Source organism: Nocardiopsis sp. FR4 (assembly GCF_009830945.1).
GTDB lineage: Bacteria > Actinomycetota > Actinomycetes > Streptosporangiales > Streptosporangiaceae > Nocardiopsis.
The window spans coordinates 270246-291378 of sequence record NZ_VWVV01000003.1 but is presented as its reverse complement, the minus strand read 5'-3'; the positions used below and the strand labels follow the sequence as shown (position 1 = coordinate 291378).

16 protein-coding genes and 1 pseudogene are annotated in these 21133 nt (G+C 67.9%); 10 read left to right on the top strand and 7 right to left on the bottom strand.

Annotation, left to right across the window (positions count from 1 at the left end):
• Position 1 precedes the first annotated feature (1 nt).
• From FYW95_RS06025 to FYW95_RS06005, 5 genes are all read left to right on the top strand, one after another.
• Positions 2–292 carry a hypothetical protein gene (locus FYW95_RS06025; RefSeq protein WP_160050096.1) on the top strand — a complete coding sequence of 97 codons (291 nt, stop codon included), beginning with the start codon at positions 2–4 and terminating at the stop codon, positions 290–292.
• 99 nt (positions 293–391) lie between these two features.
• On the top strand, positions 392–2725 hold the full coding sequence (locus FYW95_RS06020) for a hypothetical protein (protein ID WP_160050095.1): 2334 nt from the start codon (positions 392–394) through the stop codon (positions 2723–2725).
• 69 nt (positions 2726–2794) lie between these two features.
• Positions 2795–3310: a Pycsar system effector family protein gene (locus FYW95_RS06015; RefSeq protein ID WP_160050094.1), complete on the top strand. Its 516-nt coding sequence runs from the start codon at positions 2795–2797 to the stop codon at positions 3308–3310.
• Between the two features lie 162 nt (positions 3311–3472).
• Positions 3473–4048, top strand: a complete 576-nt coding sequence (locus FYW95_RS06010; protein ID WP_160050093.1) for an NUDIX hydrolase — start codon at positions 3473–3475, stop codon at positions 4046–4048.
• 244 nt (positions 4049–4292) lie between these two features.
• Positions 4293–5012 (top strand): hypothetical protein, encoded by a 720-nt coding sequence (locus FYW95_RS06005; protein WP_160050092.1) that lies wholly within the window; start codon positions 4293–4295, stop codon positions 5010–5012.
• A 59-nt stretch (positions 5013–5071) separates the two neighbouring features.
• On the opposite strand, the gene FYW95_RS06000 is transcribed toward FYW95_RS06005, so the two are convergent.
• Positions 5072–6229 carry an IS30 family transposase gene (locus FYW95_RS06000; protein WP_370462436.1) on the bottom strand — a complete coding sequence of 386 codons (1158 nt, stop codon included), beginning with the start codon at positions 6227–6229 and terminating at the stop codon, positions 5072–5074.
• Positions 6230–7165: 936 nt separating this feature from the next.
• Between FYW95_RS06000 and FYW95_RS05995 the strand changes: the two genes are divergently transcribed.
• Positions 7166–7366, top strand: coding sequence for a hypothetical protein (locus FYW95_RS05995; protein WP_159944892.1), 201 nt, complete (start codon positions 7166–7168; stop codon positions 7364–7366).
• A gap of 65 nt (positions 7367–7431) precedes the next feature.
• On the opposite strand, the pseudogene FYW95_RS27570 reads toward FYW95_RS05995, so the two are convergent.
• From FYW95_RS27570 to FYW95_RS05980, 3 genes and pseudogenes are all read right to left on the bottom strand, one after another.
• Positions 7432–7626 (bottom strand): annotated as a pseudogene (locus tag FYW95_RS27570) (leucine zipper domain-containing protein); the annotation flags it as partial.
• 119 nt (positions 7627–7745) lie between these two features.
• Positions 7746–8582: an SDR family NAD(P)-dependent oxidoreductase gene (locus FYW95_RS05985; RefSeq protein ID WP_159944893.1), complete on the bottom strand. Its 837-nt coding sequence runs from the start codon at positions 8580–8582 to the stop codon at positions 7746–7748.
• Positions 8583–8617: 35 nt separating this feature from the next.
• Positions 8618–8971, bottom strand: coding sequence for a nuclear transport factor 2 family protein (locus FYW95_RS05980; protein WP_159944894.1), 354 nt, complete (start codon positions 8969–8971; stop codon positions 8618–8620).
• 129 nt (positions 8972–9100) lie between these two features.
• Between FYW95_RS05980 and FYW95_RS05975 the strand changes: the two genes are divergently transcribed.
• Positions 9101–9664, top strand: coding sequence for a winged helix-turn-helix transcriptional regulator (locus FYW95_RS05975; protein WP_201294722.1), 564 nt, complete (start codon positions 9101–9103; stop codon positions 9662–9664).
• A gap of 26 nt (positions 9665–9690) precedes the next feature.
• Here FYW95_RS05975 and FYW95_RS05970 read toward each other — a convergent pair whose 3' ends face one another.
• Positions 9691–10527 carry a hypothetical protein gene (locus FYW95_RS05970; RefSeq protein WP_159944895.1) on the bottom strand — a complete coding sequence of 279 codons (837 nt, stop codon included), beginning with the start codon at positions 10525–10527 and terminating at the stop codon, positions 9691–9693.
• Positions 10528–10551: 24 nt separating this feature from the next.
• On the opposite strand from FYW95_RS05970, the gene FYW95_RS28820 reads away from it, so the two are divergent.
• Positions 10552–11808, top strand: coding sequence for a site-specific integrase (locus FYW95_RS28820; protein ID WP_370463239.1), 1257 nt, complete (start codon positions 10552–10554; stop codon positions 11806–11808).
• Between the two features lie 6 nt (positions 11809–11814).
• On the opposite strand, the gene FYW95_RS05960 is transcribed toward FYW95_RS28820, so the two are convergent.
• Positions 11815–12618 carry a hypothetical protein gene (locus FYW95_RS05960; protein WP_160050090.1) on the bottom strand — a complete coding sequence of 268 codons (804 nt, stop codon included), beginning with the start codon at positions 12616–12618 and terminating at the stop codon, positions 11815–11817.
• Positions 12618–12809, bottom strand: a complete 192-nt coding sequence (locus FYW95_RS05955; RefSeq protein WP_160050089.1) for a hypothetical protein — start codon at positions 12807–12809, stop codon at positions 12618–12620. Before FYW95_RS05955 ends, FYW95_RS05960 begins: the two co-directional genes overlap by 1 nt.
• A gap of 1163 nt (positions 12810–13972) precedes the next feature.
• Here FYW95_RS05955 and FYW95_RS05950 point away from each other — a divergent pair.
• Together FYW95_RS05950 and FYW95_RS05945 are read left to right on the top strand one after the other, a co-directional pair.
• Positions 13973–17716, top strand: coding sequence for an Eco57I restriction-modification methylase domain-containing protein (locus FYW95_RS05950; protein ID WP_160050088.1), 3744 nt, complete (start codon positions 13973–13975; stop codon positions 17714–17716).
• Positions 17713–21096: a helicase-related protein gene (locus tag FYW95_RS05945; protein WP_201294721.1), complete on the top strand. Its 3384-nt coding sequence runs from the start codon at positions 17713–17715 to the stop codon at positions 21094–21096. Before FYW95_RS05950 ends, FYW95_RS05945 begins: the two co-directional genes overlap by 4 nt.
• Positions 21097–21133 lie beyond the last annotated feature (37 nt).

Here is a 21133-nt window from a genome sequence, read left to right as displayed (position 1 = left end):
CATGGCTTCGCAGCCCGAGTTCACCCTGTTCCGCCTGGAGCAGATGCTGGAGCAGATCAAGGCCGACTCCCGCAAGAACGTCCTGCGCCTGGAGCAGGCGGTCGCCGCGATGAAGGCCGGCGGCGTCGGCGCGACGATCCTGGACGCCTACGACCAGATCCAGGACGCGGTCGGCGCCGTGCGCGACGCCGCCCACGGCGCCAACACCGCGCTGGACTCCCAGCGCGCGATCCGCGACGCCTACGCCGCCGTCCCCGACGCCGGGGACAAGAAGTTCCTCACCGACGAGTAACACCCACCCCACCACCTGTTGCCGGGGCCGCCGCACACCGTGCGGCGGCCCCGGACCGGTTGACCCCCCTCCCCGCCGGGGCGGGAGGTGAGCCGGTCGATGACCGAAAGGAGAACCCCGGCCATGGCCGCCACCACCAAGAAGAAGACGACGTCGAAGACCACCACGCTGAGCAAGGCCCGAAAGGCCGAGCTGGAGAAGAAGCTCCGTGAGGAGCTGTCCGCCGAGCTGGCCAAGGTCGAGCAGACCATCGGCACCCCCGAGCGGATGTGGGACCGCGTCCGCCGCATCGAGGAGGACTCGCTGCGCAACCGGCTCCGGTTGCAGTCCCAGCCCTGGGTCGTGGCCGGAGCCGTGGTGTCCGTGGCGCTGATCCAGCAGGCCGCCGCCTTGGCCGTGCACGAGCTGGTGTGCGCGGCCGGAACCGGTGCCCTGATCGCCGCGACCACGGCGCTGCTGCGCACCCGCACCGAGGGCACCTGGGCTGAGGCCGCGGCGTGGATGCGCGAGCACCCGGTGCGCACCATCGTGATCGCGGCGGCCGCCTGGTGGTGGATCTTCGCATCCATGCTGGTCGGATTCGAGGGGGCCCACCTGCTCGCCACGACCGGCCTGTGGACGTTTCTGGGCCTGTCGGCGCACTGGTGGCGCACTCACCGCATCGGCTACGACCCGATCACCCGCCCCGCCATCGCGGCCGACCAGGTCGCCGAGCACTACGCGGCCCTGTGGGAGGAGCACCTGGCGGGCAAGGCCGGTGACTTCAAGGGCACCACCCTGACCCGCCACCGGCCCACCCAGTACGGGCACGCCTGGGACGTCAAGCTGCGCCCCGGCACGCGGGGCATCGACGCGCTGGCCACCCAGACCGACGTCATCGCCACCGCCCTGGGGATCGCCAAGAAGTACATCTCGCTGTCCGAACACGAGGACGACCCGGACAACCCGTTGCTGGCCACGCTGCGGATCACCACCGACTCGCCCACCAAGCAGGGCGTGGGCATCGACGTGGGCGATGACGGGGTGCCCCGGATCCTGGGCACCCCGGTGTGGGACGCCGAGACCGGGAACATCACCATCGGCCCCTACGCCGACGGCGTGGGCGTGCACACCTGGGGCCTGTACCGGAAGAACTCGCTGTTCGGCGGGTACCTGTTCGGCGCCCAGGGCTCCGGTAAGAGTGAGCTGCTCAACCTGCTGGCGCTCGGGATGCGCCTGACCGGCTACACCACGTTCTGGTACCTGGACGGTCAGGGCGGCACCCAGCGCACGCTGATGGAGGCCGCGGACTGGGACGCTTCCGAGTCCGCGCTCACCCGCCGCCTGGCCCTGGAGGCCGCCGCGATCGTGGTCAAGATCCGCGGCCTGACCAACAAGGAGCGCGGCGACGCCGGGTTCACCCCGACCCCCGAGCGGCCCGGACTGGTGCTGATCCTGGACGAGTCGCACGAGACCATCACCGACTTCGTCCGCGTGCCCGAGCCGACCAAGAAGGAGATCGAGGAAGGCGCCGTCCCCGACCCGGGGTTCGGGTCGTGGACCTCGGTGGACCTGGTCAACATGATCACCCGCATCGGCCGCAAGGTCGGCGTCGCAGTGATCGCCGCGTCCCAGGACACCGGCCTGGCCGCCTTCGGCGGCAACAGCACCGGCCGGGTCATCCGCGGCAACCTGTTCACCGGCAACGTCGGGCTCATGCGCAGCGAGGACGCGATCGGCGCGCAGATCGCGCCCAAGGCCGCCATGAGCCCGACCGAGCTCCCGGCTGGGGGCGGGTACGGGGCCGCGGCCAACGAGACCGGCCAGGACGGTGGGATCACGGTGCGCCGCGCGATGTGGCGGGCCGCGTTCACCGAACACTTCGCGGACCTGATCGCGGCCGCCGGACCGTGCCTGCCCCTGGAGGAGGAGGCCGCCTACTACATCGACCAGCTCCTCGATGGCGCCTACGCCAAACGCCACGAGGCCTCCGCTGAGGACCGGGCCGCGGCCGCCGGTGAAGCGGTCCGCGCCGGAATGGAAGGACTCCTCTCCCCGGCCGAAGTGCTGTTCGGATCCCCCGAGGCGGCCAAGGCCGCCCGGCCCGCCGCCGCCCCGAAGGAGGACATGATGGGCTTCCCCGACCTGGACGAGTTCTTCACCGAGGTCGAGGACCACCTGGCCGAGGCCGCCGACACCGGCGCCGAGCAGGTCCCGCAGATCCTGCTGCGCGCCCGCGACGCCATCGTGGACGCCGCCGACACCCGCATGCACACCAAGACCCTCGCCAAGGCCCTGGACCTGCCCGTCGCCCGCATGCAGGAAGAGCTGCGAAGCGCGGGTGTGGGCCCGCTCCGGAGGGCGTTCACCCGGGGCGGTGAGGAGGCGCGGGGCTACGACTTGGCCGACATCGACGCGGCGATCGCCGCCCACGCCGAAGCCGAAGACGCCTGATCCACCCCGGCACACCCACGGGGCGGAACCGCCTGGTTCCGCCCCTTTCGCAACCCCGAAGGAGCACCCGTGTCCACCACCGTCACTCCGCAGTCCCAGCCGCAGAAGGCGTCCACCGCGCAGGCCGTGGCCCTAACCGAGGCCGCCGCGGCTGACGCCGCCGTCGACCTGGGCAGGACCGACGCCACCAACACCACGCTCGCCACCCTGGCCGGTGTGGTGCTGACCGTGCTGACCGCCGGAGCCGGGCTCACCACCGGCGACGGCGCCTACCCCACCCCGGCACTGGTCGCCATGGGCGGCGCCGCCGCGCTGCTGGCCGCCGTCCTGGTGGTCCTGGCCACCGCGATGTGGCCCCGCCGGGGCGGCACCGGAGGCGTGCCGCACTACGCCACCCTCACCCCCCGCCAACTCACCGAGGAGCTGGCGGCCGATACCCCGGCGCGCTGGCACGCCGAACGGGCCGTGGCCAAGGCGCGGATCGCCGTGCGCAGGCACACCGCGCAACGCCTGGCCGCCGCGCTGCTGGCCGGTGCGGGACTGTTGTTGGCCCTGGCCACGATCCTCACGCTGTCCCTGCGCTGACCGGCCGGTGCCTCTGCCTGCCCCCGCCCGGTGCGGGGCCGGCGGGGGGACCGACCGGTCCACGTCACACGGATCCGTGTGACGGAAAGGCACGCGGCCCACCCCCATCCGCCCACGGACACCGGGGCGGGCCACGCCCACTCCCGAAGGAGTACTTCCAGTATGAGCACGACTCGCAGTACGGCCACGCGGTGCTGCGGCACGAGCATCGGCATCCTCATCGAGGACTCTGAGCAGAGGCTGCTCATGATCACCCGCGGCTGGTGGCCCCAGGGAACAGCGCCCGTGGCGGGCCACGTACGGGACTCGCACGAAAGCGTCGCGGCGGCCCTGGTCGCCGAAGTCGAGGAAGAGGTCGGGCTGACCGTCACCGGCGACCAGTTGCTGTGGGAGGGCCACCTGCCCAACCTGTGCGCGAGCTTGCCGCACCTGCCCACGCCGGGCCACTACTGGCACCTAGCCATCGCCACCGCCGAAGGGCGGGTCGTGGCCGCACCCGGTGAGACCCGGGGCGCGGCCTGGTACACCCGCTCGGAGGTCCGGGCCCTGGCCCGGGCCACTCTGGCCCACTACCGGGCCGGAGGCCGCCCGTCCGACCAGCCCGACGCCAGCTTGGAGGCGGTCTGGTTGCGGTTGCTCTTCGAGGCCGGACGCCTGCCGTGGCTGACCGAGGAGGACCTGGCCCTGGCCGAGAAGGCGTACACCACCCCGCCCGCCGCGTACTGGCTGGGAGAGTGACCCGACGCACCCGAGGTGCGGCGCCTGCTCGCTCTGGCCGACCAGATCAGCCCTTAACCACAAGCAGCGGTGATAAGCGTGCGAGGCGTAGCACCTCCCGGCACACTGCACCGCTGTACAGTTCCGCGTCCGCCTGCCCCGGAGCGGGGCTCTCATGTCCGGATCCGGCCATGCAGGGCTGCGCACGATCCGGACCGAGCACAACATGAACGACTCGTCGGCCTACTCACGGACAAGGTGGCCCGTGGCGGTAAAGAAAATGAAGCTCACCGAGAAGATCGAGAGCAAGCTCGGTGAAGAGGGCATCCAGGAACTCGCGGCGCACCTGTGGGCGCGCGACTGCCAGACCTGTGGGGGATCCCTGGGTGTCGAACCTCCGGCGCTGTACGTGATCGACATGCACACCTACGCGTTCGCCGAACTCAACCACGAGGAATGTCGTGCTCCGGACTGGAACGACAGCGGCCTGCTCACCGGGAAGTCGTCCAGCGACGCCCACCTCAGCCACGAGGCTCTGAGTGTGGTGCTGCCCTTCTCCAGGAACGGAGCCATGGACCTGCGCCCGGCGCTGCTCGTCAATCCCGGCCTCGAATCCGTGATGATCCAGCTCGATGATCAGGACCGCTGGCAGGTCAAGATCGGAAAGCACTTCGAGCACGCTGGATTGCGCCCCGTCGGCCAGATCCCGATGGACAGCCCGGTGAAGGGCGTTACCGCCCACCTGACGCACTTCGAGATCGCGGTGACTCTCCAGGGCCCGCCGTTCTCGACCTACAGCGCTCCCATCGGGGGGCCAAGCGGGCCACAGATCCGCGATGCCCACGCGGACAAGCAAGGGGTTCTGCTGATGGTGTCCCACCTGTTCGACTTCACCACCCCCACCCCCGACCACATCTCCTCCGTGTTCGCCTCGGGCAAGCTCCTCAGCGGCTGGGTGGGCTTCGCCAAGAACGACGACGAGTAGGTCGCGACAGCCCCCGCGCAACCCTCGGCGAATTCCAGCTGTCGTCGCAACACGTGAAGTCAGTTGGTTGCCGCGAGGAGCTTAGCGAGACGCTCGGCTGGGGTGTCCCAGTCGAGCGTCTTGCGTGGGCGGGAGTTGAGCTCGGCGGCGACCGCGTCCAGGTCCTCGCGGGAGTGGACCGACAGGTCCGTGCGCTTGGGGAAGTACTGCCTGAGCAGCCCGTTGGTGTTCTCGTTGGAGCCGCGCTGCCAGGGGCTGGCCGGATCGCAGAAGTAGACCGGGATGTCGGTTGCGGCGCTGAACCTGTGGTGCATGGCCATCTCCGGGCCTTGGTCCCAGGTCAGCGACCGCTTCAGCAACGAGGGCAGCCCACCTAGGGACTCAGTGAGGGCCTGGTGGAAGTGCTCGGACCGGTGCTGGCCGTCGGGCAGGTGGACGAGCATCACGAACCGGCTCGATCGCTCCACCAGCGTGCCGATCGCGGAGTGCTTCTGGTCTCGGCCGCCCACGATCAGGTCGCCCTCCCAGTGGCCGGGGACGGCCCGGTCGGCGGCTTCGGCCGGCCGTTCGCTGATCATCACCATGGGTGCGGAAAACCGCGGCTGGCGTGTGTGGGCCTGGCGGTGGGGGCGGCGTCGGGCCCGCCCCGAACGCAGGGCCCGGGTGAGTTCTCTGCGCAGCTCTCCGCGGCCCTGGACGTAGAGGGCCCGGTAGATCGTCTCGTGGCTCACGCGCATCTCCGCATCGTCGGGGAAGTCCCGACGCATCTGGTGGGCGATCTGCTCGGGGCTCCAGCGCTGTTCCAGCCGGGCCTGAATGTAGTCGCGCAGGCGTGGGCTGCGGGCGATCTTGCCCGGTTGGGATCGGGGGCGGCGGGCCTCGGCGCGTGACTGTGCGACGTGGGGCCCGTAGCGGTAGATCTTCGCTCTGGCGTAGTAGGAGCGGTTGCGGAGCACCTCGCGGCTGATGGTGGAGGGCGCGCGGCCCAGCTCGGCGGCGATGGCACGGATGGATGCCTTGTCCCGCAGCCGGTCGGCGATGTGCATCCGCTCCTGCGGGCGCAGGTAGCGACCGCTGTCTTGTCGTGGCGCCCGCTGCGAGAGTGCGGGCGCCACGATCCGCTTCGGGGCCTGCCTGCCGTTGCGCCATTCACGTCCGGTCCGGATGTTGACGCCCACGGCCTGGCAGGCCGCCTTGTTCGAGTACCCCAGTTCCATGAGTCGGAAGTATTCCGCTCGTTCCCTGTGGAGCTTCCTGTAGCCCCCCATGGGCGAACGCTTCCCGATCTCGAAGTCGCTCATCGCACCCCTCCAGAGGTGGGGTGTTGCAACGACCACTAGAACTCAAGCTCCGTTGCGCGGGGGCGCCGTTATGCTTCTGTGACCTCAGTCGCCGGGCTTGCGGCCGGGGTCCTTCTCCGGCGTCGGCTCGGGGCCGGGTTGAAGGGATACCCGGGCTTTCGACTGCCGATGCCGCCGCTGCCCTTGGGCCGGTGCACGGTCGTCTCCTCTCCGCTGGACGCGGACGCGCCCGCTTCCTTCGAGCACGCGCCGCGGGTGGCGCGAGGGTCTGGTGTATGGCCGGCTCCGGCCACGCCGTGCCCGGGAGTGGACTTGCCTGCGGAGAACTGCACTCCAGTGCAGTTCTCCGGCGTGGGCGTCGTAGCCACCGCGCGGCTGGTCACATCGGGGCGCTGACCCGCGCAGGCGCAAAACCGCGGAGGACCGCACGGGACCTCGCGCACCTGGCCTCAGGAGGACCGGCCGCGAAGGTACTCCCGGGTTACATGTCCTGTTGCCGGGCGTTCGGGCGCACCGGGCCAACACGGCGAGCCCGTCCCCCATCGGCCGCGACAAGCGGATGGAGCTGCTGCGCCGGGCTGCCGAGGACGAGGAGCCGGACCTGTTGGACCGGGTGGTCGTGGTGCTCACGCTGCTGTTCGCCCAACCATTCAGCCGGATCTGTCAGCTCGTCCTTGACGACCTGGTCGAGGAGGACGGGCGGCTCAGCATCCGGTTCGGTGGCCCGCCTGCCCCGGTCCCACAACCGTTCGCCGACCTGCTGCGGGCGTTCGCCGACCGACGGCCGAACCTGACCACAGCGACCAACCCCGGGCGCGCTGGCTCTTCCCCGGGCACCGGGCCGGACAGCCGATGGGCACCAGCACGCTCGCCCACCGGATGCGCAGGAACGGGCTCCCGACCTTCAACGGGCGAACAGCGGCCATGCGCCAGCTCGTGCTCCAGGCTCCGGCACCGGCCGCTGTCCGGATCCTCAGTCACCGCCACGTTCACATCACCGCGCTGGCCGCTGAGGTGGGAAGCCCGTGGCCTCACTACTCCCCCGACGAGTAACTGCATGGGGCGGGAAGAGACGAATACCGACTACTCGATCACCGGCCTCCGCCATATCCGACCCCGACCTGTTGCTCGATGTGGTCGGGGGTGCGTCCAGGCTGGTGGCGGGGGATGCTGGAGCGGTCGCCCATGCCCGCTCGGCCGTGGGTGCGGTAGCGCTCGGCCCAACGTTCGGCGGTGGTGTGGGCCACCTGGAAGCGTTCGGTGGCCTGGCGTAGTCGTCCTGTCGGGGTGGGTGGAGCGTTGCGGTGCACCACGAGGACCTCCTGGACGTCGGTGCAGACTGCGCAATCCACACCGGAACCAGAAGGCCCTCGCCCGTGCCCAGCACCCGTCAGGGTGTTTCACTTGGCACCAACGTGCCGGGACGGCACGTCTAGGCGGGAAAGTCCGCTCCTCGAGAGAGGTTCTCGTGGGCGCGGATGTCGGCGAGGACATTCTCCAGCTCGCCGATGACCGCCTCGTATCCCGAGTTCCCCAGGACGAGCCGATGGGGCGGATCGTTCAGGCCCATCGCCGCCAGGACGGCGCGGACTCCGCGTTCGGGGTCGCCGGGTTGCTTACCGTCCTGGCCCACCATGGCGGCACGGACCTCCTCGACCAACACGCGGTACTCCGGGACAGTCTCCTGTACGGGCTCGTCGGCGAACCCCGAGTATGCCCGGGTGCGGAAGGCCCCCGGTTCCACCGCCAGGACCCTGATACCGAACGGGGCCACCTCGTGGCGCAGGACGTCGGTCATCCCCTCGACGGCGAACTTCGCGGCGGTGTAGAAGCCGAACCCCGGGGTCCCCACCATTCCGGCGACCGAGGACATGTTGACGACCCACCCCGAGCGTCGGGCCCGCATGCCGGGCAGGACGGCACGGGTGACGGACAGGAGGGCGAAGAGGTTCAGCTCGAACGTCCTGCGGACGGCCTCCTCCTTCATGCCCTCGACCGATCCGTACCAGCCGCGTCCGGCGTTGTTGACCAGGACGTCGATGCCGTCGAAGTGGTGCTCGGCCCTGTCGACGGCCTCGCGGACCTGTACGGGATCGGTGACGTCGAGCGGAAGGACCAGAACTCTGTCTCCGTGCGCCGCGGCCCACGGGGCCAGGTCGTCGGGTCTGCGCACCGTGAGCGCGACACGGTCGCCTCGGGCGAGGGCGGCCTCAGCGTAGGCCATGCCGAATCCGCCGGGTGTTCCCCCGGTGATGAACCAGGTCTTCATGGGACTCCTGTTGTGGTGGACGCGGCTCGGGTCACTCACGGCTCGATGACGAGGTGCTGGATGAGTCCGTCCCGGAGGGTGAAGCGGAAGTACAGGTCCACCTCGCCGCCGGGGAAGTCTCCCTCCAGATGCTGTGCGACGGTGTAGCGGTCTTCCCCGGTCTTTTCAGCGGAGATCGGCGTCGTGGTGTACGTGTACTGGTCGACCGCCTTGCCCATCCATGCCGTGACGGCGTCGGTTCCCACGTGGGTGTGGCCGTCGTCGACCACCGTGGCGTCGGCGGTGAAGGGCTCAGATCCCGAGGCACTGTCGGCGGCGCTGCGGGACTCCAGGTAGGCGGAGACTGTGGCGGGGAGCTGGTCGAGGGCGATCGGTCGGTTGTCGGGCATGATGGTCTTCCTTTGTGGGGCGTCGGACATGTCCGTCCTGGTCAGCAGGCAGAGATGTCCCGAGAAGACTTCTACTGCTAGAATAGCAGTTACTTGCTTCGATATTAGCAGTGACCCTGGGGGGCAACCGTGACGAGCCAGATCAGGCGGGAGGACCTCGAGTGCCCGCTGTCGACAGCGATCGACTACGTCGGGGACTGGTGGACGCTGCTGCTCCTGCACGACGCCTTCGACGGCTACACACGGTTCGAGGAGTTCCAGCGCAACCTCGGGATCTCGTCCAGCATGCTCACCGGCAGGCTCAAGCGCCTGGTCGCGGACGGCCTGTTCGAACGCCGCCCCTACCAGACCAGGCCCGTACGCCACGCGTACGTGCTGACCGAACTTGGTGCATCGCTGCGCCCGGTCATCGTCGCCCTGGCGGCCTGGGGCAACGCCCGCCTCTCCTCTGAACAGCGCAGCATGATCCTGGTCGACGCCGTCACCGGAGAGGAGGTCGAGCCCGTCATCGTCGATGCCGCGACCGGCCGCCGACTGGATGACAGCCAGGCCTACGTCTTCTCGGCTGGGCCCGCAGCCAGTCCGGCCATGCGCGCCCGCTACGGGGGCAGACAAGGTAAGGCCACGGAGGCAGACAAGGTGAGCCAGAAAAGGGGAGCGGGGTCGTCCGGCGAAGCCCGGAGTTGCCCCTGACCGCACAGATGAGCAGTTATCGGCGATCAGAATCGGTTGATAACTGGACATAGCACGTGGTGAAAGTAGACCACTCCAGATACCCAGATCGGTCTACCTTCTGACCTGCGGAAACGCCATGAAGGTGTCGGCGAGGCGTCCTTCCGGCGCTTCCTGGCCTCACGTCTGGCCGCGCGTTCCGTCCGGCGTCGTTCGGCTTCCGCGCGGCGTTGCTGCTCTGCCTCCGCGCGCGCCGTGTACTCGGCCGGGATGCCGTCCGGGGCGTCCTCGACCACGGTTCGCTTGCGCGCACACCACCGGATCACCTCGGGGTCGGCGGTGTACAGCTCCCCGTCGACCCACCACAGCCGTTCGCCCTCGTGCGGCCCGGGGGTGGCAACGACCCTCCCCCTCTTCGGCCCGGTGTCGTGGGTGATCCTGCGCAGGGTCGGCGCCGGGTCGCCGACGTTGACGCGCCACTCGGCCAGTTCCTCGACGGTACGGGGCGGTCTCTTGTCCCGCGCGCAGGCGCCGAAGGCGTTCCTGTGCCAGCACGGGGGCAAGGCGTTCCTTCGCCTCGTCGAGTCGCCGCATGACCTCGTCCGTGTGGCTCTCCGGTCCCCGTTGGCGGCGGTTCGGATGAGGTTGGCGTTGAGGTCGAACTCGGTTTCGAGGTGGTCGAGGCGGGCGAGGGCCTTCTCGCGGGCGGCGGCGCGCTGCTTGTCGAGGCGGTCGCGGTGGCCTTCGGCGGTGAGGTGGTGGGTGTCGGGGATGGAGGCGCCTGCTTCGGTTCGGTAGGTCTCGCGGAGGTTGGTGAGTTCGGTCTCGCGGATGGTCTGAACGCGGCCGATGGCCTGGGCGGTGTCGGTGTACTCGCGGTTCATGGGCGGGTTCTCTCTTTCGGGTTGGTGGGGGTCAGGGGTTGGGGTAGTTGCGGGCGTCGCGGGCGGATCCGGTGCCGCGGCGGGTGGAGTCGGCGCGCATGGCGTCGGTGCGGGCGGGCGGTCGGCGGGGACGCCGTTGGGGGCGTCCTCGACGGTGTAGCCGTCGCGGCGGGCGAAGTAGGCGAGGTGGGCGGGGTCGTCGGTGTAGAGGACTCCGTCGACCCATCAGGGGGTGCCTGGTTGGTCGATCCGGTGGGCGCCGTGCACGGTGACCCCGGCGGGGGCGGTTTCCAGGGGCTTCGCCGCGGGGAGGCGTGCGGGCTCCGGTGGCCGGACGTCGACCTCACCGCGGGCACGCTCACCGTGCGCAGGCAGCGGCGGCAACTCGGCTGGGAGGTCGACGAGGCCGACACCAGGACCGAAGACAGTGAGGCGACCATCGCGCTCGACGAGGCCACGGTTGAGGCGTTGAAGGCGCACCGCGCCCGGCAGAACGAGGAACGGCTGGCGTGGGGTGATACATGGGAGGGAGCCGGGCACGTCTTCGCCCAGGAGAACGGGGCGCCGCTCCACCCTGCGACGCTCACCGATGAGTTCCTACGGCTGACCTTCGAGGCGGGGCTGCCCCCGATCCGGCTGCACGGCCTTCGGCACGGAGCGGCGACGATCGCCCCCGCGGCCGGGACGGACATGAAGGTCGTGCAAGCGATGCTCCGGCACTCGTCGGTCACCATCACCTCGGACACGTACACGTCCGTGGTGCCCGAGGTGGCCAAGCGCGCGGCCGAAGCGTCCGCCTCTGTGGTCCCCCGTCGGCGCGCTGTCGGGGGCACTCCCCGCACTCCCGGGCTCCCTACGGGCTCCCAAGACCCAGGAAATGAGAAAGGGCGTTCCTTGCCGAAGAGGAACGCCCAGGTGGGGAGGGGTAGGCCCCCAGGGGCTCGAACCCTGAACCCACGGATTAAAAGTCCGCGTGCGTGCGGGCAGAACGTCCCGTTATGCGAGGGTTCGTTCCGGAGCACCCGGGCGGTGTTGTCCCGACGCGTGCCACCGGAGACCACCCCGTGTCACCCTGTCCCGGAACAGCCGAGCAATCACCGAGGATTTCATCGCTCCAGTGAGGTGCGGATTAAGTCCGTTGGTGACTCGAGGTGGCCTCACAGCAGGCAGTCGCTTAAACGCGTATGTACGATAAGCGAGCTTTGCCGGGCGTGCAACAGGGCGTCTCGCCAATCGGCCAGGCGAGAGGCCCGCCCTGGGTTTGCCCCAGGGCGGACTTGAGGTAGGTCAGGCGGTGTTGTGCACCTGGCTGGCGTGATCAGTGAACTCGAAGATCTGCGCTGCCGCCCAGGGTCCCGAACGGGGGATTGCGTCCTCCTGCTTGCGCAGTTTGCGCCAGGCCGTGGCCCAGAGCCGCACGTCATCTCGGCCGCCACCGCATCCTTCGATGAAGGCTTCCACGATGTAGAGCTTGGGCAAGCGGCCACAGTTGAGTGCGGTGTTGAGCGTTGAGTACGCGACCTTCTGCCCGCAGTTGTCGCTCATCTTCCGGAAGGAGGGTTCACCTGCCCAGATCCGATACTCACGCAGCGCCCCCAAGAATTCCTCGACAGATGAAGCCTGAAGCGGATCGGGACGCTCGTCGTACTCGCCGAAATCTTCGACAGCCTTCCAGGCCGGAACCGCATGCTCAACCACGGGCTGAGGTTCTCGAAGACGTTCCTTCGGCTGATCCACCGTAAGAGAAGGCTTGAGTTCTTCCAAAGGGGAAGAGGAGCGGTGGTTCCTAAGAATCTTTTCGCTATTTCGGAACGAGGCCATCGACCTCTGCTTATGCTTCCTCAATTCGATAAGTACGCCATCCAGGATGATCACCGGCTTCACCGCGCGTTCCGGGACGGACATCGCCTGATACTCGGGCTCACCAAACAGAGCATTGCTATCGAGCGTGCGGCGAACGTAGGGGACGTGCGTCTCCGAGTCGCGCCAGACACGGAGATAGGTCCCATGGCGAGTAGGCATCCCCTCGTAGAGGAGGCCCTCCTTCATCTTGCGGGGGACCAGCTCCTCATCGAAACCCGACAGCTGCATCAGGCACCCTTCCGGGCCCGCACCAAGAGGGACGACAGGTCGGCCGCAACGATCACGACGACGGCAACCAGTCCCAGCGAGCCGAGCAGGCCGTACCCGGAAATAACGAGCACGCAGACCAGGGCGAGAATGAGGAGGAAGAGGAGGGAGCGCCCGGTCAACGAGTGCCCGCGAAAAGAGAAACTGAACATAGGTGTCCTGCCTTTCGAAAATTGCCCTTGACGGAGACCGTCATCGACCCACCTACGGGTGGTTAGTCCGCGTAATGAGCGGGGATCGATTTCACCAAGTTACCGCATTCTTGATGGGTGTGCATCCTCTCCCGCAAGTGTGATGCAGGTCACGACATGGTTTGATTTGGCCCGATGACAGCGCACTGGACGGGCGCTGGATTGACGCGATGTTACCTCCCGTTTTCCAGATTCTTCTTTTGCTGCTCACAGTTAGGAGCTGTTTCGAGGTGTTCAGAAACGTTAATTTCTGTTCATATTGGTTCTGATCTTTTTCGTGGAAGCTTTTCATTGGAAATCCGAGTTAGGATTGCCAACAAGTTCGCGGATGTCAGACGCCATGCGTTGGTTCCTGATTACCGAGCTAGAGAGATCCCCGAAGAGCTTGCCTGTCGTTGCCCTTGACGGAGCTTGGGGAACCAGAGTGTCGACCCTGTGGTGGGGTCGGCTGCGCCGCCAGCGGCCTCTGGTTGCATCGCCTGGGGAGAGCGGATCGCATCGCTCTTCCCAGGCGCGCCTATGTCGTATACGAGATGATCTGTCTCGACCAGATCATGAACTCCCCATGGGAACCGTGCGGGAGCGCTCTGCGTCACCTGCTCTGGCGGCCCTGGCTACTGGCCACACACTCAGGATCAGGCCTGCTGAGATGGGCGGCAACGTGTTTGAATGCCGATATAACCCCCAACGCAGCGGCCCGCGGGAGAGGCACGGGTGGCGCCATACCGTCGCAGTAACACCGCAGGTCACAGGGGTTGCCGATGAGAACGAGGCGGATGCTCACCACGTGAGCGGTACCCGCCCACCCGTACTCGCCAGGCAGGGACCAGTACCTCAAGAAGTTCGTGCTATGCGCGGAAGCGCCCTCGTACGGCAAAATTGGGCTGGCGACCGGGACAAGAGCTAGAGGTGCCTCTGTGGATGACTTGCTGGACAACGCGAACGCGACGGACATCCCCTGGGAAGCACCCTCGGACCTCCCCAAAGCGCTGCATGTCGATACCGTGCTGGTCGGGGACCTACCCGACGCACTCGAGGTCGTCGTCGCCCGCAGCCAGGCCAGGCCCAAAGCCGAGGATCTGCGACGGCTGTGGAGGGCTCGTTGGGGCAAGAGAGCGGCACCTGTGGCCCTCGTAGTCCAGTACGAGTCCGCCCACGGTAACCGGGCTGCGGTCTGCGGCCTGCGCGAGGACGCCGACGTCGTGTTCGACCTCGACGTGGAGCAAGTCGAACGGGTGGGCATCGCCGCCTTCGACTCGCCCACCGTTCCCGAAGGGGAGCGCTTCTTCCAGAAGCTGCTCTCGGACCCGGTAGAGAACCAGATCGCCGGGCTCACGAACACGGGCCTGTTCGCCTCCCACGAACTGCGCGTAGGCGTGCCCCAGCGCCCCGACTGGCAGGACCAGAAGGCTCTGGCCCGGTCTCTGGTGGTGCACCGGGGGTCAGGGCTTCTCAACGCGCTCGAGTACGACGTCTCCCCCTGCCGGTCCGCGGGATTCCTCCTCAGCACGAAGGACGGCCCGCGCCGCGCGGTGGCTGTCCTGGTGGAGGACAGTGAGCACTTCGACCGGCCTTCCTCACGCCTCAACGCCGAGTCCCCGGTGCTGTACGGGCTGAGCATGGCTCAGCAGCAGGAACTTCCCTGGCTGCTGCTCCTGCGCGGTACACAGTTGCGGTTGTACTCGGCCAAACCTCAGGTGGGTGTGGGGCGCAAGGGTCAGACCGAGACCTACGTCGAACTCGACCTCGCCCTGCTGGACGAGGACTCCGCCACTTACCTCCCCCTGCTCTTCCACGCCAATGCCCTGTCCCCGTCGGGCAGCGTCGATGAGATCCTGCAGGCCTCCGCCAACCATGTAGCCGCCCTGGGGGCGCGGCTGCGCGAGCGCATCTACACCGAGGCCGTGCCCGCGCTCGCCGTTGCCGTGGCCTCTCACATGGATGCCGTGAGCGAGGAGGAACTCGAGGAGGCCTACCACCGCACCCTCATCATCCTGTTCCGGCTCCTCTTCGTGGCCTACGCGGAGGACCGCGGCCTCCTGCCCTACCCGGGCAATCCCCGCTACACGCGCAAGGCATTGAAGACACTGGCAAGGGAGTTCGTCGACTCCCCCGGGGAGGAGTTCGACGCCAACGCCACGGACCTGTGGAACGACCTGCTGTCAGTGTGGCGCGCCATCAACGACGGCAACGAGGAGTGGGACGTCCCCGCCTACAACGGCGGCCTGTTCGCCGACGACGAGCGGCACCCCTCTGGCCGGGAGATCGGCCGGATGCAGCTCACCAACGCCGAGATCGGCCCGGCGCTGCGGGCGCTGTTGGTGGACACCTCCGACGACGGGGTGTTCGGCCCGGTCGATTTCCGCAGCCTGTCGGTACGGGAGTTCGGCACGATCTACGAGGGCCTGCTGGAGTCCTCACTGAGCATCGCTCCCACCGATCTGACCCTGGCCAAGGACAAGTCCTATGTCCCGGCCAAGACCAGCCAAAAGGTCGAGGTGCCAGCCGGGCGGGTGTACTTCCACAACGCATCCGGCAAACGCAAGGCCACCGGTTCCTACTTCACCAAGTCCTTCGCGGTCGAGCACCTGTTGGACACCTCGCTGGAACCCGCGCTCACCCAGCACCTGGACCGGCTTCGCGCGCTGATCGACCAGGGCGAGGAGGCCAAGGCCGCCGAGACGTTCTTCGACTTCCGGGTGGCGGACCTGGCGATGGGTTCGGGCCACTTCCTCGTCGCCGCCATCGACCGGATCGAACGCCGGTTGGCCGCCTTCCTCACCGAGCATCGGCTGCCTGCGGTGACCGAGGAGCTGGAGCGGCTCGCCCAGATCGCCCGCGAGGCCCTGGGCGACCAGGCCGAGCGGGTGGAGATCGAGACGTCCATGCTGCTGCGCAGGCAGATCGCCCGGCGCTGCATCTACGGGCTGGACCTGAACATGATGGCGGTGGAGCTGGCCCGCCTGGGTATCTGGATCCACACTTTCGTGCCAGGTCTGCCCATGTCGGCGCTGGACCACGGCCTGGTGGCCGGGAACAGCCTCACCGGGATGGCCACCATCGACCAGGTCTTGGACGTCTTGGACTCCAACCGAACCCCGGGACAGGCCAGCCTCTTCGCCGAACAGATCGAGACCACTCTGGAAAAGGCACGGACCCGGCTGTTGCGGGTCGGCCGGACTGCCGAGGCGACCAAGCAGGAGGTGCACGCGGCCCGGGAGGCGCACGCACAGGCTCTGCAAGAGGCTGAGGAGGTCAAGGCGCTGCTCGATGCGGCCGTGGCGGTTCAAATGGGGGCCGTTCCTCTGCCGATGGACCCGGAGCAGGCCATCGCGAGAGGTAAGAGCGAGAAGGCGCGCGAGGCCGTCACCGCGGTCCGCGCCACGCATTTGCTGTACCAGTTTCCCGAGGTCTTCCTCCGTCCAGCGGGGGGCTTCGATGTGATTCTGGGCAACCCGCCGTGGGAGAAGGTCCGGTGGGAGGCCGCCCCGTACTGGGTGGGCGTCTCTCCTGGTCTGATGGCGCTGACCGACAAGGCGCGTGAGAAGAAGATCGAGGAACTGCGGGCCGAGCGACCCATGGAGGCCGGGCGGGAACAGCAGGAGCGGGAGGAGCGGGAGATCCTCCAGGACCTCTTCAAAAAGGCCTACACACTGCGCGGTGGCACCCACCTGGAACTGGCGCAGCTCATGTTGGAGCGAGCCCTGCGATCCCTGTCCCGCACGGGTCATCTCGGATTGGTACTGCCTCGCCAGAGCATGGTCCTGGCGGGGTGGAAGAAACTGCGCGGCCATCTGGTGGGCTCCCACGACCTGAGCATCGTCCAGGGACGCAACCACGGCGAGTGGATCTTCGAGGAGGTCCATGCCTCCTACGCGGTGGTGCTGCTGTCGGTGGGGCCGCGCAGACAGCGCACTATCGAGGTCGGTGTCGCCCGCAGCCCTGAGGAGGTGGCCGCCGTCGCCGCGGGCCGCAGCATCTCCTTCACCTCCGACGAGCTGGGCACCCTGTCGGACGCGAACGTCGTCCCCTGGTTCAACGAGCCGGAGGACCGTAGGGTCTTCGACATCATGCGGGTCTTCCCCCGGATCTCCTCCGGGCAAGGATGGATCCGCGCTTCTCACGACGCACGCTGGGATTTTCGCGGGAGCGGTCCTGACAAAAGGCTCGTCACGCCCCAGGACGCTCCGGGTGCCTGGAAGGTCCTGATGACCCGGCACGTGGACGCGTTCGCCTTCGACGACGAACCGCACAAGCAGTTTGTCACCGACCTGCGCCCGCTCTCCGAACTCAAGCGCGGTGTGGCCCTCACCGATGAGGCCTTCACCCTGGGGGCGGGCCACCCGCTGCTGATCTTCCGCCACCCCAGCCGCAGCGATGACAGCCGCACCCTCATCGCCACCGCACTGCCCGAAACGGGATACCTGCACAACAAGGGATCCGTGCACGCCGTCATGCACGACATCACCTCGCCCCCCATCGCCCGGCTCGCGCTGGTGGGCCTGGTGAACACACTGACGATGGACTGGTGGGCGCGACGCTTCGTGGACCGGCACGTCACCTCACCCATCATCAACCAGCTCCGGCTCCCGAACTGGGACAGCGACGACATCGACACCGCCGCCGCGATCACCGGTTCCCTGCTCAGCCGTGGCGGCAGTACCCGCCTGGCCGGAGGCATCGACGTCACGGACCAGCACAAGGGCACCGACAGTGTGGAGCTGCTGGCCGAGCTCGAACGCCTCACTCTGCGCGGCTTCGGCCTCCAGCACCACGACCTGGAAGTCATCGCGCAGGACTTCAACACCACCGGGCTGCCGCCCGAACTCCGCACCGCCCTGAACCTCGGCAAGGGAACCTCGCAGTGACCCCCCACAACTACAGACCCGAATTCGCCACCAACGCCCCGGAGAAGGGAGAGACGGTCGCCGGAGCGATCAACACCCTCCTGGGAGGGCTGCGCACCCGGCTGGTACAACCTCCGGACCTGGCCATCGCCACGGCCTACTTCAACCCGGGTGGGTTCTCCCTCCTTGCTGAGGAGCTGGAGCAGGTCGGCCATGTGCGCCTACTGCTGGGGGCCGAACCCGCCCAGGAACAACCCCAGGTCCGGCCGCTCAGCCGCGGCGCGAAAAAGCGCCGGAGGCGGGGTTCCGGCCCCACCCCCGAGGTGCGCCGGGCGTTGGAAGGCCATCAGCGGTCCCTGCACCAGGATCGGGACCTGGTGGGTTTCACCCGTGAGACCGATGCCCGGGAACGGCGCCTGGTCGCCTGGCTGCGCGAACACCCCGGTGTGCAGGTGCGGCGCTACGAGCAGGGGTTCCTGCACGGCAAGGCGTTCCTGGTGGAGACCGACACGACCGGGGTGATCGCCGGGTCCAGCAATTTCACCTACGCCGGTCTGGCCCGCAACAACGAGCTGAACCTGGGCCACTACCAGCCGCACGTGGTCGGACAGGTTCTGGACTGGTTCGACCGGCAGTGGGAAGCCGCCGTCCCCTACGACCTCGCGGCCCTGTACGAGGCGCGGTGGCAGCCGCACCAGCCCTGGCACGTGTTCCTGCGCATGCTGCACGAACTCTACGGTGCTGACCTGGAGGAGGACACCCAAGGCGACTCGCGTCTGGGCCTGACCCGTTTCCAGGCCGACGGCGTGTGGCGGGCCAAGAGGATCCTGCACAGGCGCCGTGGTGTCCTCATCGCCGACGAGGTCGGTCTGGGCAAGACCTTCCTGGCCGGGGAGCTGATCCACGAGGCGGTCTTCGAACGCCGCCAGAAGGTGCTCATCATCGCGCCGGCCACCCTGCGGGACGCGACCTGGCGTCCCTTCCTGCGGGAGCACAACCTCGCCGCGGTCGAGTGCGTGTCCTTCGAGGAGCTCGTCGCCCACATCGAGGACGCCGGTTCCCACAACTCCGCGCTCCAGGACCCCGACCAGTACGCGATGGTCGTGGTCGACGAGGCGCACGCCCTGCGCAACGACAGCACCAAGCGGGCGGCGGCCGTGCGGCGGCTGCTGGCTGGGTCGGTGGCCAAGGATCTGGTGGAGTTGACCGCGACCCCGGTCAACAACAGCCTCGACGACCTGCACAACCTCATCAGCTACTTCGCCACCAACGACGCCGAGTTCGCGGACGTGGGCATCCCCAGCCTGCGCGCCTACTTCAACCGGGCCTCGGCGCTGCACCCCGACGACCTGTCCCCCGAGCACCTCTTCGACGTTCTGGACGAGGTGGCCGTCCGCCGCACCCGGCGCTTCGTCAAGAATCACTACGTGGGCGACAAGGTGGTCATCAACGGCAGGGAGCGGGAGATCAGCTTCCCGACCTGCCGTGTGCAGCGCATCGACTACAACCTGGACAAGTTGCTCCCCGGGATCTTCGATGAGCTGGCCACAGCCCTGGGCGCCGACACCCACCAGGACACCGACACCGTCGACGGCACGGCTACGGGGGTCATCCTCGAACGCCTCGGAGCGGTGCTCACCATGGCCCGCTACGTCCCCTCACGGTTCAAGAAGACGGGGGCGGCGGAACAGTACGAGGCCCAGAACGCCGGGTTGTTGCGGTCCAACCTCCTCAAACGCTTCGAGTCCTCGGCACAGGCCTTCGAGAAGACCGTGGGCAAGATGGTCGAGTCCCACGCCCTGTTCCTGGAGGCGCTGGAATCGGGGATGGTACTGACCGGCAAGGCCCTCGGCGATTGGGGGGACTTCGCTGGTGAGGACATTGAGGAGTTCCTGGACTCCGTCGACTCCCAGGAGAACGTCTCCAGTGCCGACGGCTATGACGTCGAGCGTCTGAGGGAAGCGGTCGAGGCCGATCTGGCGCTGCTGCAGCAGTTCCGCACGAAGGTCCAGGCGGTCGACTTCCACAACGACCCGAAGGTCGCCAAGCTCATTGAGCAGCTCGCCACCATCGCCCGGGAGGCCGAGGAGGAGGGCATTGGCGAGGACGACGTCCGCAACAAGCGCAAGGTCCTCATCTTCACCTACTTCTCCGACACCGCCGACTACCTCGATCGGGCCCTCAAACACGCGATCACCGTCAACGAACGCCTGGCCGCTTACCGGGACCGTCTCGTCCTGGTGAAGGGCAGCGACAAGGCCAACCGCAGCGAGGCCATCACCGGGTTTGCCCCCATGACCGCAGGCACGGGCACAGAGGAGGACCGCTACGACGTCATCGTGGCGACCGACACCCTCGCCGAAGGCGTCAACCTCCAGCAAGCCCGTCACATCATCAACTACGATCTGCCATGGAACCCCATGCGCCTGGTCCAGCGCCACGGGCGCATCGACCGCATCGGATCACCCCACACCGAGGTGTTCATGCGGTGCTTCTTCCCCGACGAGGGCCTCGACGCGGTCCTGCGCCTGGAGGAACGTCTTCAGCGCAAACTCAAGCAGGCCGCCGCGTCCATTGGACAGGACACGGTCCTACCCAACGTGGCCGCTGTGGAGCGCGTCATCACCGACACCCGGGACCAGATCGAGCGCCTGCGCCGGGAGGAATCGCTCCTGTTCGCCGACGCGGGGAACTCCTCTCTGTCGGGCGAGGAGTACCGGCGTCAGCTCGCCAACGAGTTCCAGAACCCTCACGTCAAGGACACGGTTCTGGGCTTGCCCTGGGGATCGGGCTCGGGATTCCACCGGCCCGGGGCAGATCCGGGGTTCGTGTTCTGCGCACGCATCGGAGACCACTCCAAGCCGTGGTTGCGCTACGTGCCGATGAACAGGGACCTCACTGTCCAGGTGAACCCCGGTGAGGAAACGGCCGTGGTCATCGACGACGTCCTGTCCTGCCTGGCCCAGGCCACACCGCCGAGCGCGACCGCCGAACCCGTGCTGGACGAGCGGACGTACCAGGCAGCTTTCAACGCCTGGGAGGCAGCGCAGGAGGACATCCTCACCCAGTGGAAGCGGCAGACCGACCCGCTGAATCTGTCCCCGCAGGTGCCCAAAGCCATGCGCGACGCATCGGCTCTCGTCAAAGCCCACGGCTCCTTCCTGGAGAAGCAGGAAGAACTGGCCCAGCGCCTCAATGCTCCCTACGCCCCGCGCATCCAGCGGGAGATCCGGTCGATCCTGGCTGACCAACACACGACCGACAAGGAGAAGGCCCGGGCCCTGCACACGTTCGCCGAGTCCAATGGGCTGACGCCTCCACCGAGGGTGCAACCTCTGCCGCCGGCGGAGAAGGAGGACATCCACCTCGTGTGCTGGATCGCCATCACCCCTTCCGAGTAACGGGGAAGACCGCAGTCTTTCGCTTCCTGGAAAGAGG

What these genes read in the sequence shown, in the direction of transcription:
- FYW95_RS06025 (WP_160050096.1), top strand. Translation starts at nt 2, where the DNA reads ATGGCTTCGCAGCCCGAGTTCACCCTGTTCCGCCTGGAGCAGATGCTG.
- FYW95_RS06010 (WP_160050093.1), top strand. Translation starts at nt 3,473, where the DNA reads ATGAGCACGACTCGCAGTACGGCCACGCGGTGCTGCGGCACGAGCATC.
- FYW95_RS05960 (WP_160050090.1), bottom strand. Translation starts at nt 12,618, where the DNA reads ATGCAGCTGTCGGGTTTCGATGAGGAGCTGGTCCCCCGCAAGATGAAG.
- FYW95_RS06000 (WP_370462436.1), bottom strand. Translation starts at nt 6,229, where the DNA reads ATGGAACTGGGGTACTCGAACAAGGCGGCCTGCCAGGCCGTGGGCGTC.
- FYW95_RS05985 (WP_159944893.1), bottom strand. Translation starts at nt 8,582, where the DNA reads ATGAAGACCTGGTTCATCACCGGGGGAACACCCGGCGGATTCGGCATG.
- FYW95_RS05970 (WP_159944895.1), bottom strand. Translation starts at nt 10,527, where the DNA reads ATGAACCGCGAGTACACCGACACCGCCCAGGCCATCGGCCGCGTTCAG.
- FYW95_RS05980 (WP_159944894.1), bottom strand. Translation starts at nt 8,971, where the DNA reads ATGCCCGACAACCGACCGATCGCCCTCGACCAGCTCCCCGCCACAGTC.
- FYW95_RS06020 (WP_160050095.1), top strand. Translation starts at nt 392, where the DNA reads ATGACCGAAAGGAGAACCCCGGCCATGGCCGCCACCACCAAGAAGAAG.
- FYW95_RS05955 (WP_160050089.1), bottom strand. Translation starts at nt 12,809, where the DNA reads ATGTTCAGTTTCTCTTTTCGCGGGCACTCGTTGACCGGGCGCTCCCTC.
- FYW95_RS05995 (WP_159944892.1), top strand. Translation starts at nt 7,166, where the DNA reads ATGGGCACCAGCACGCTCGCCCACCGGATGCGCAGGAACGGGCTCCCG.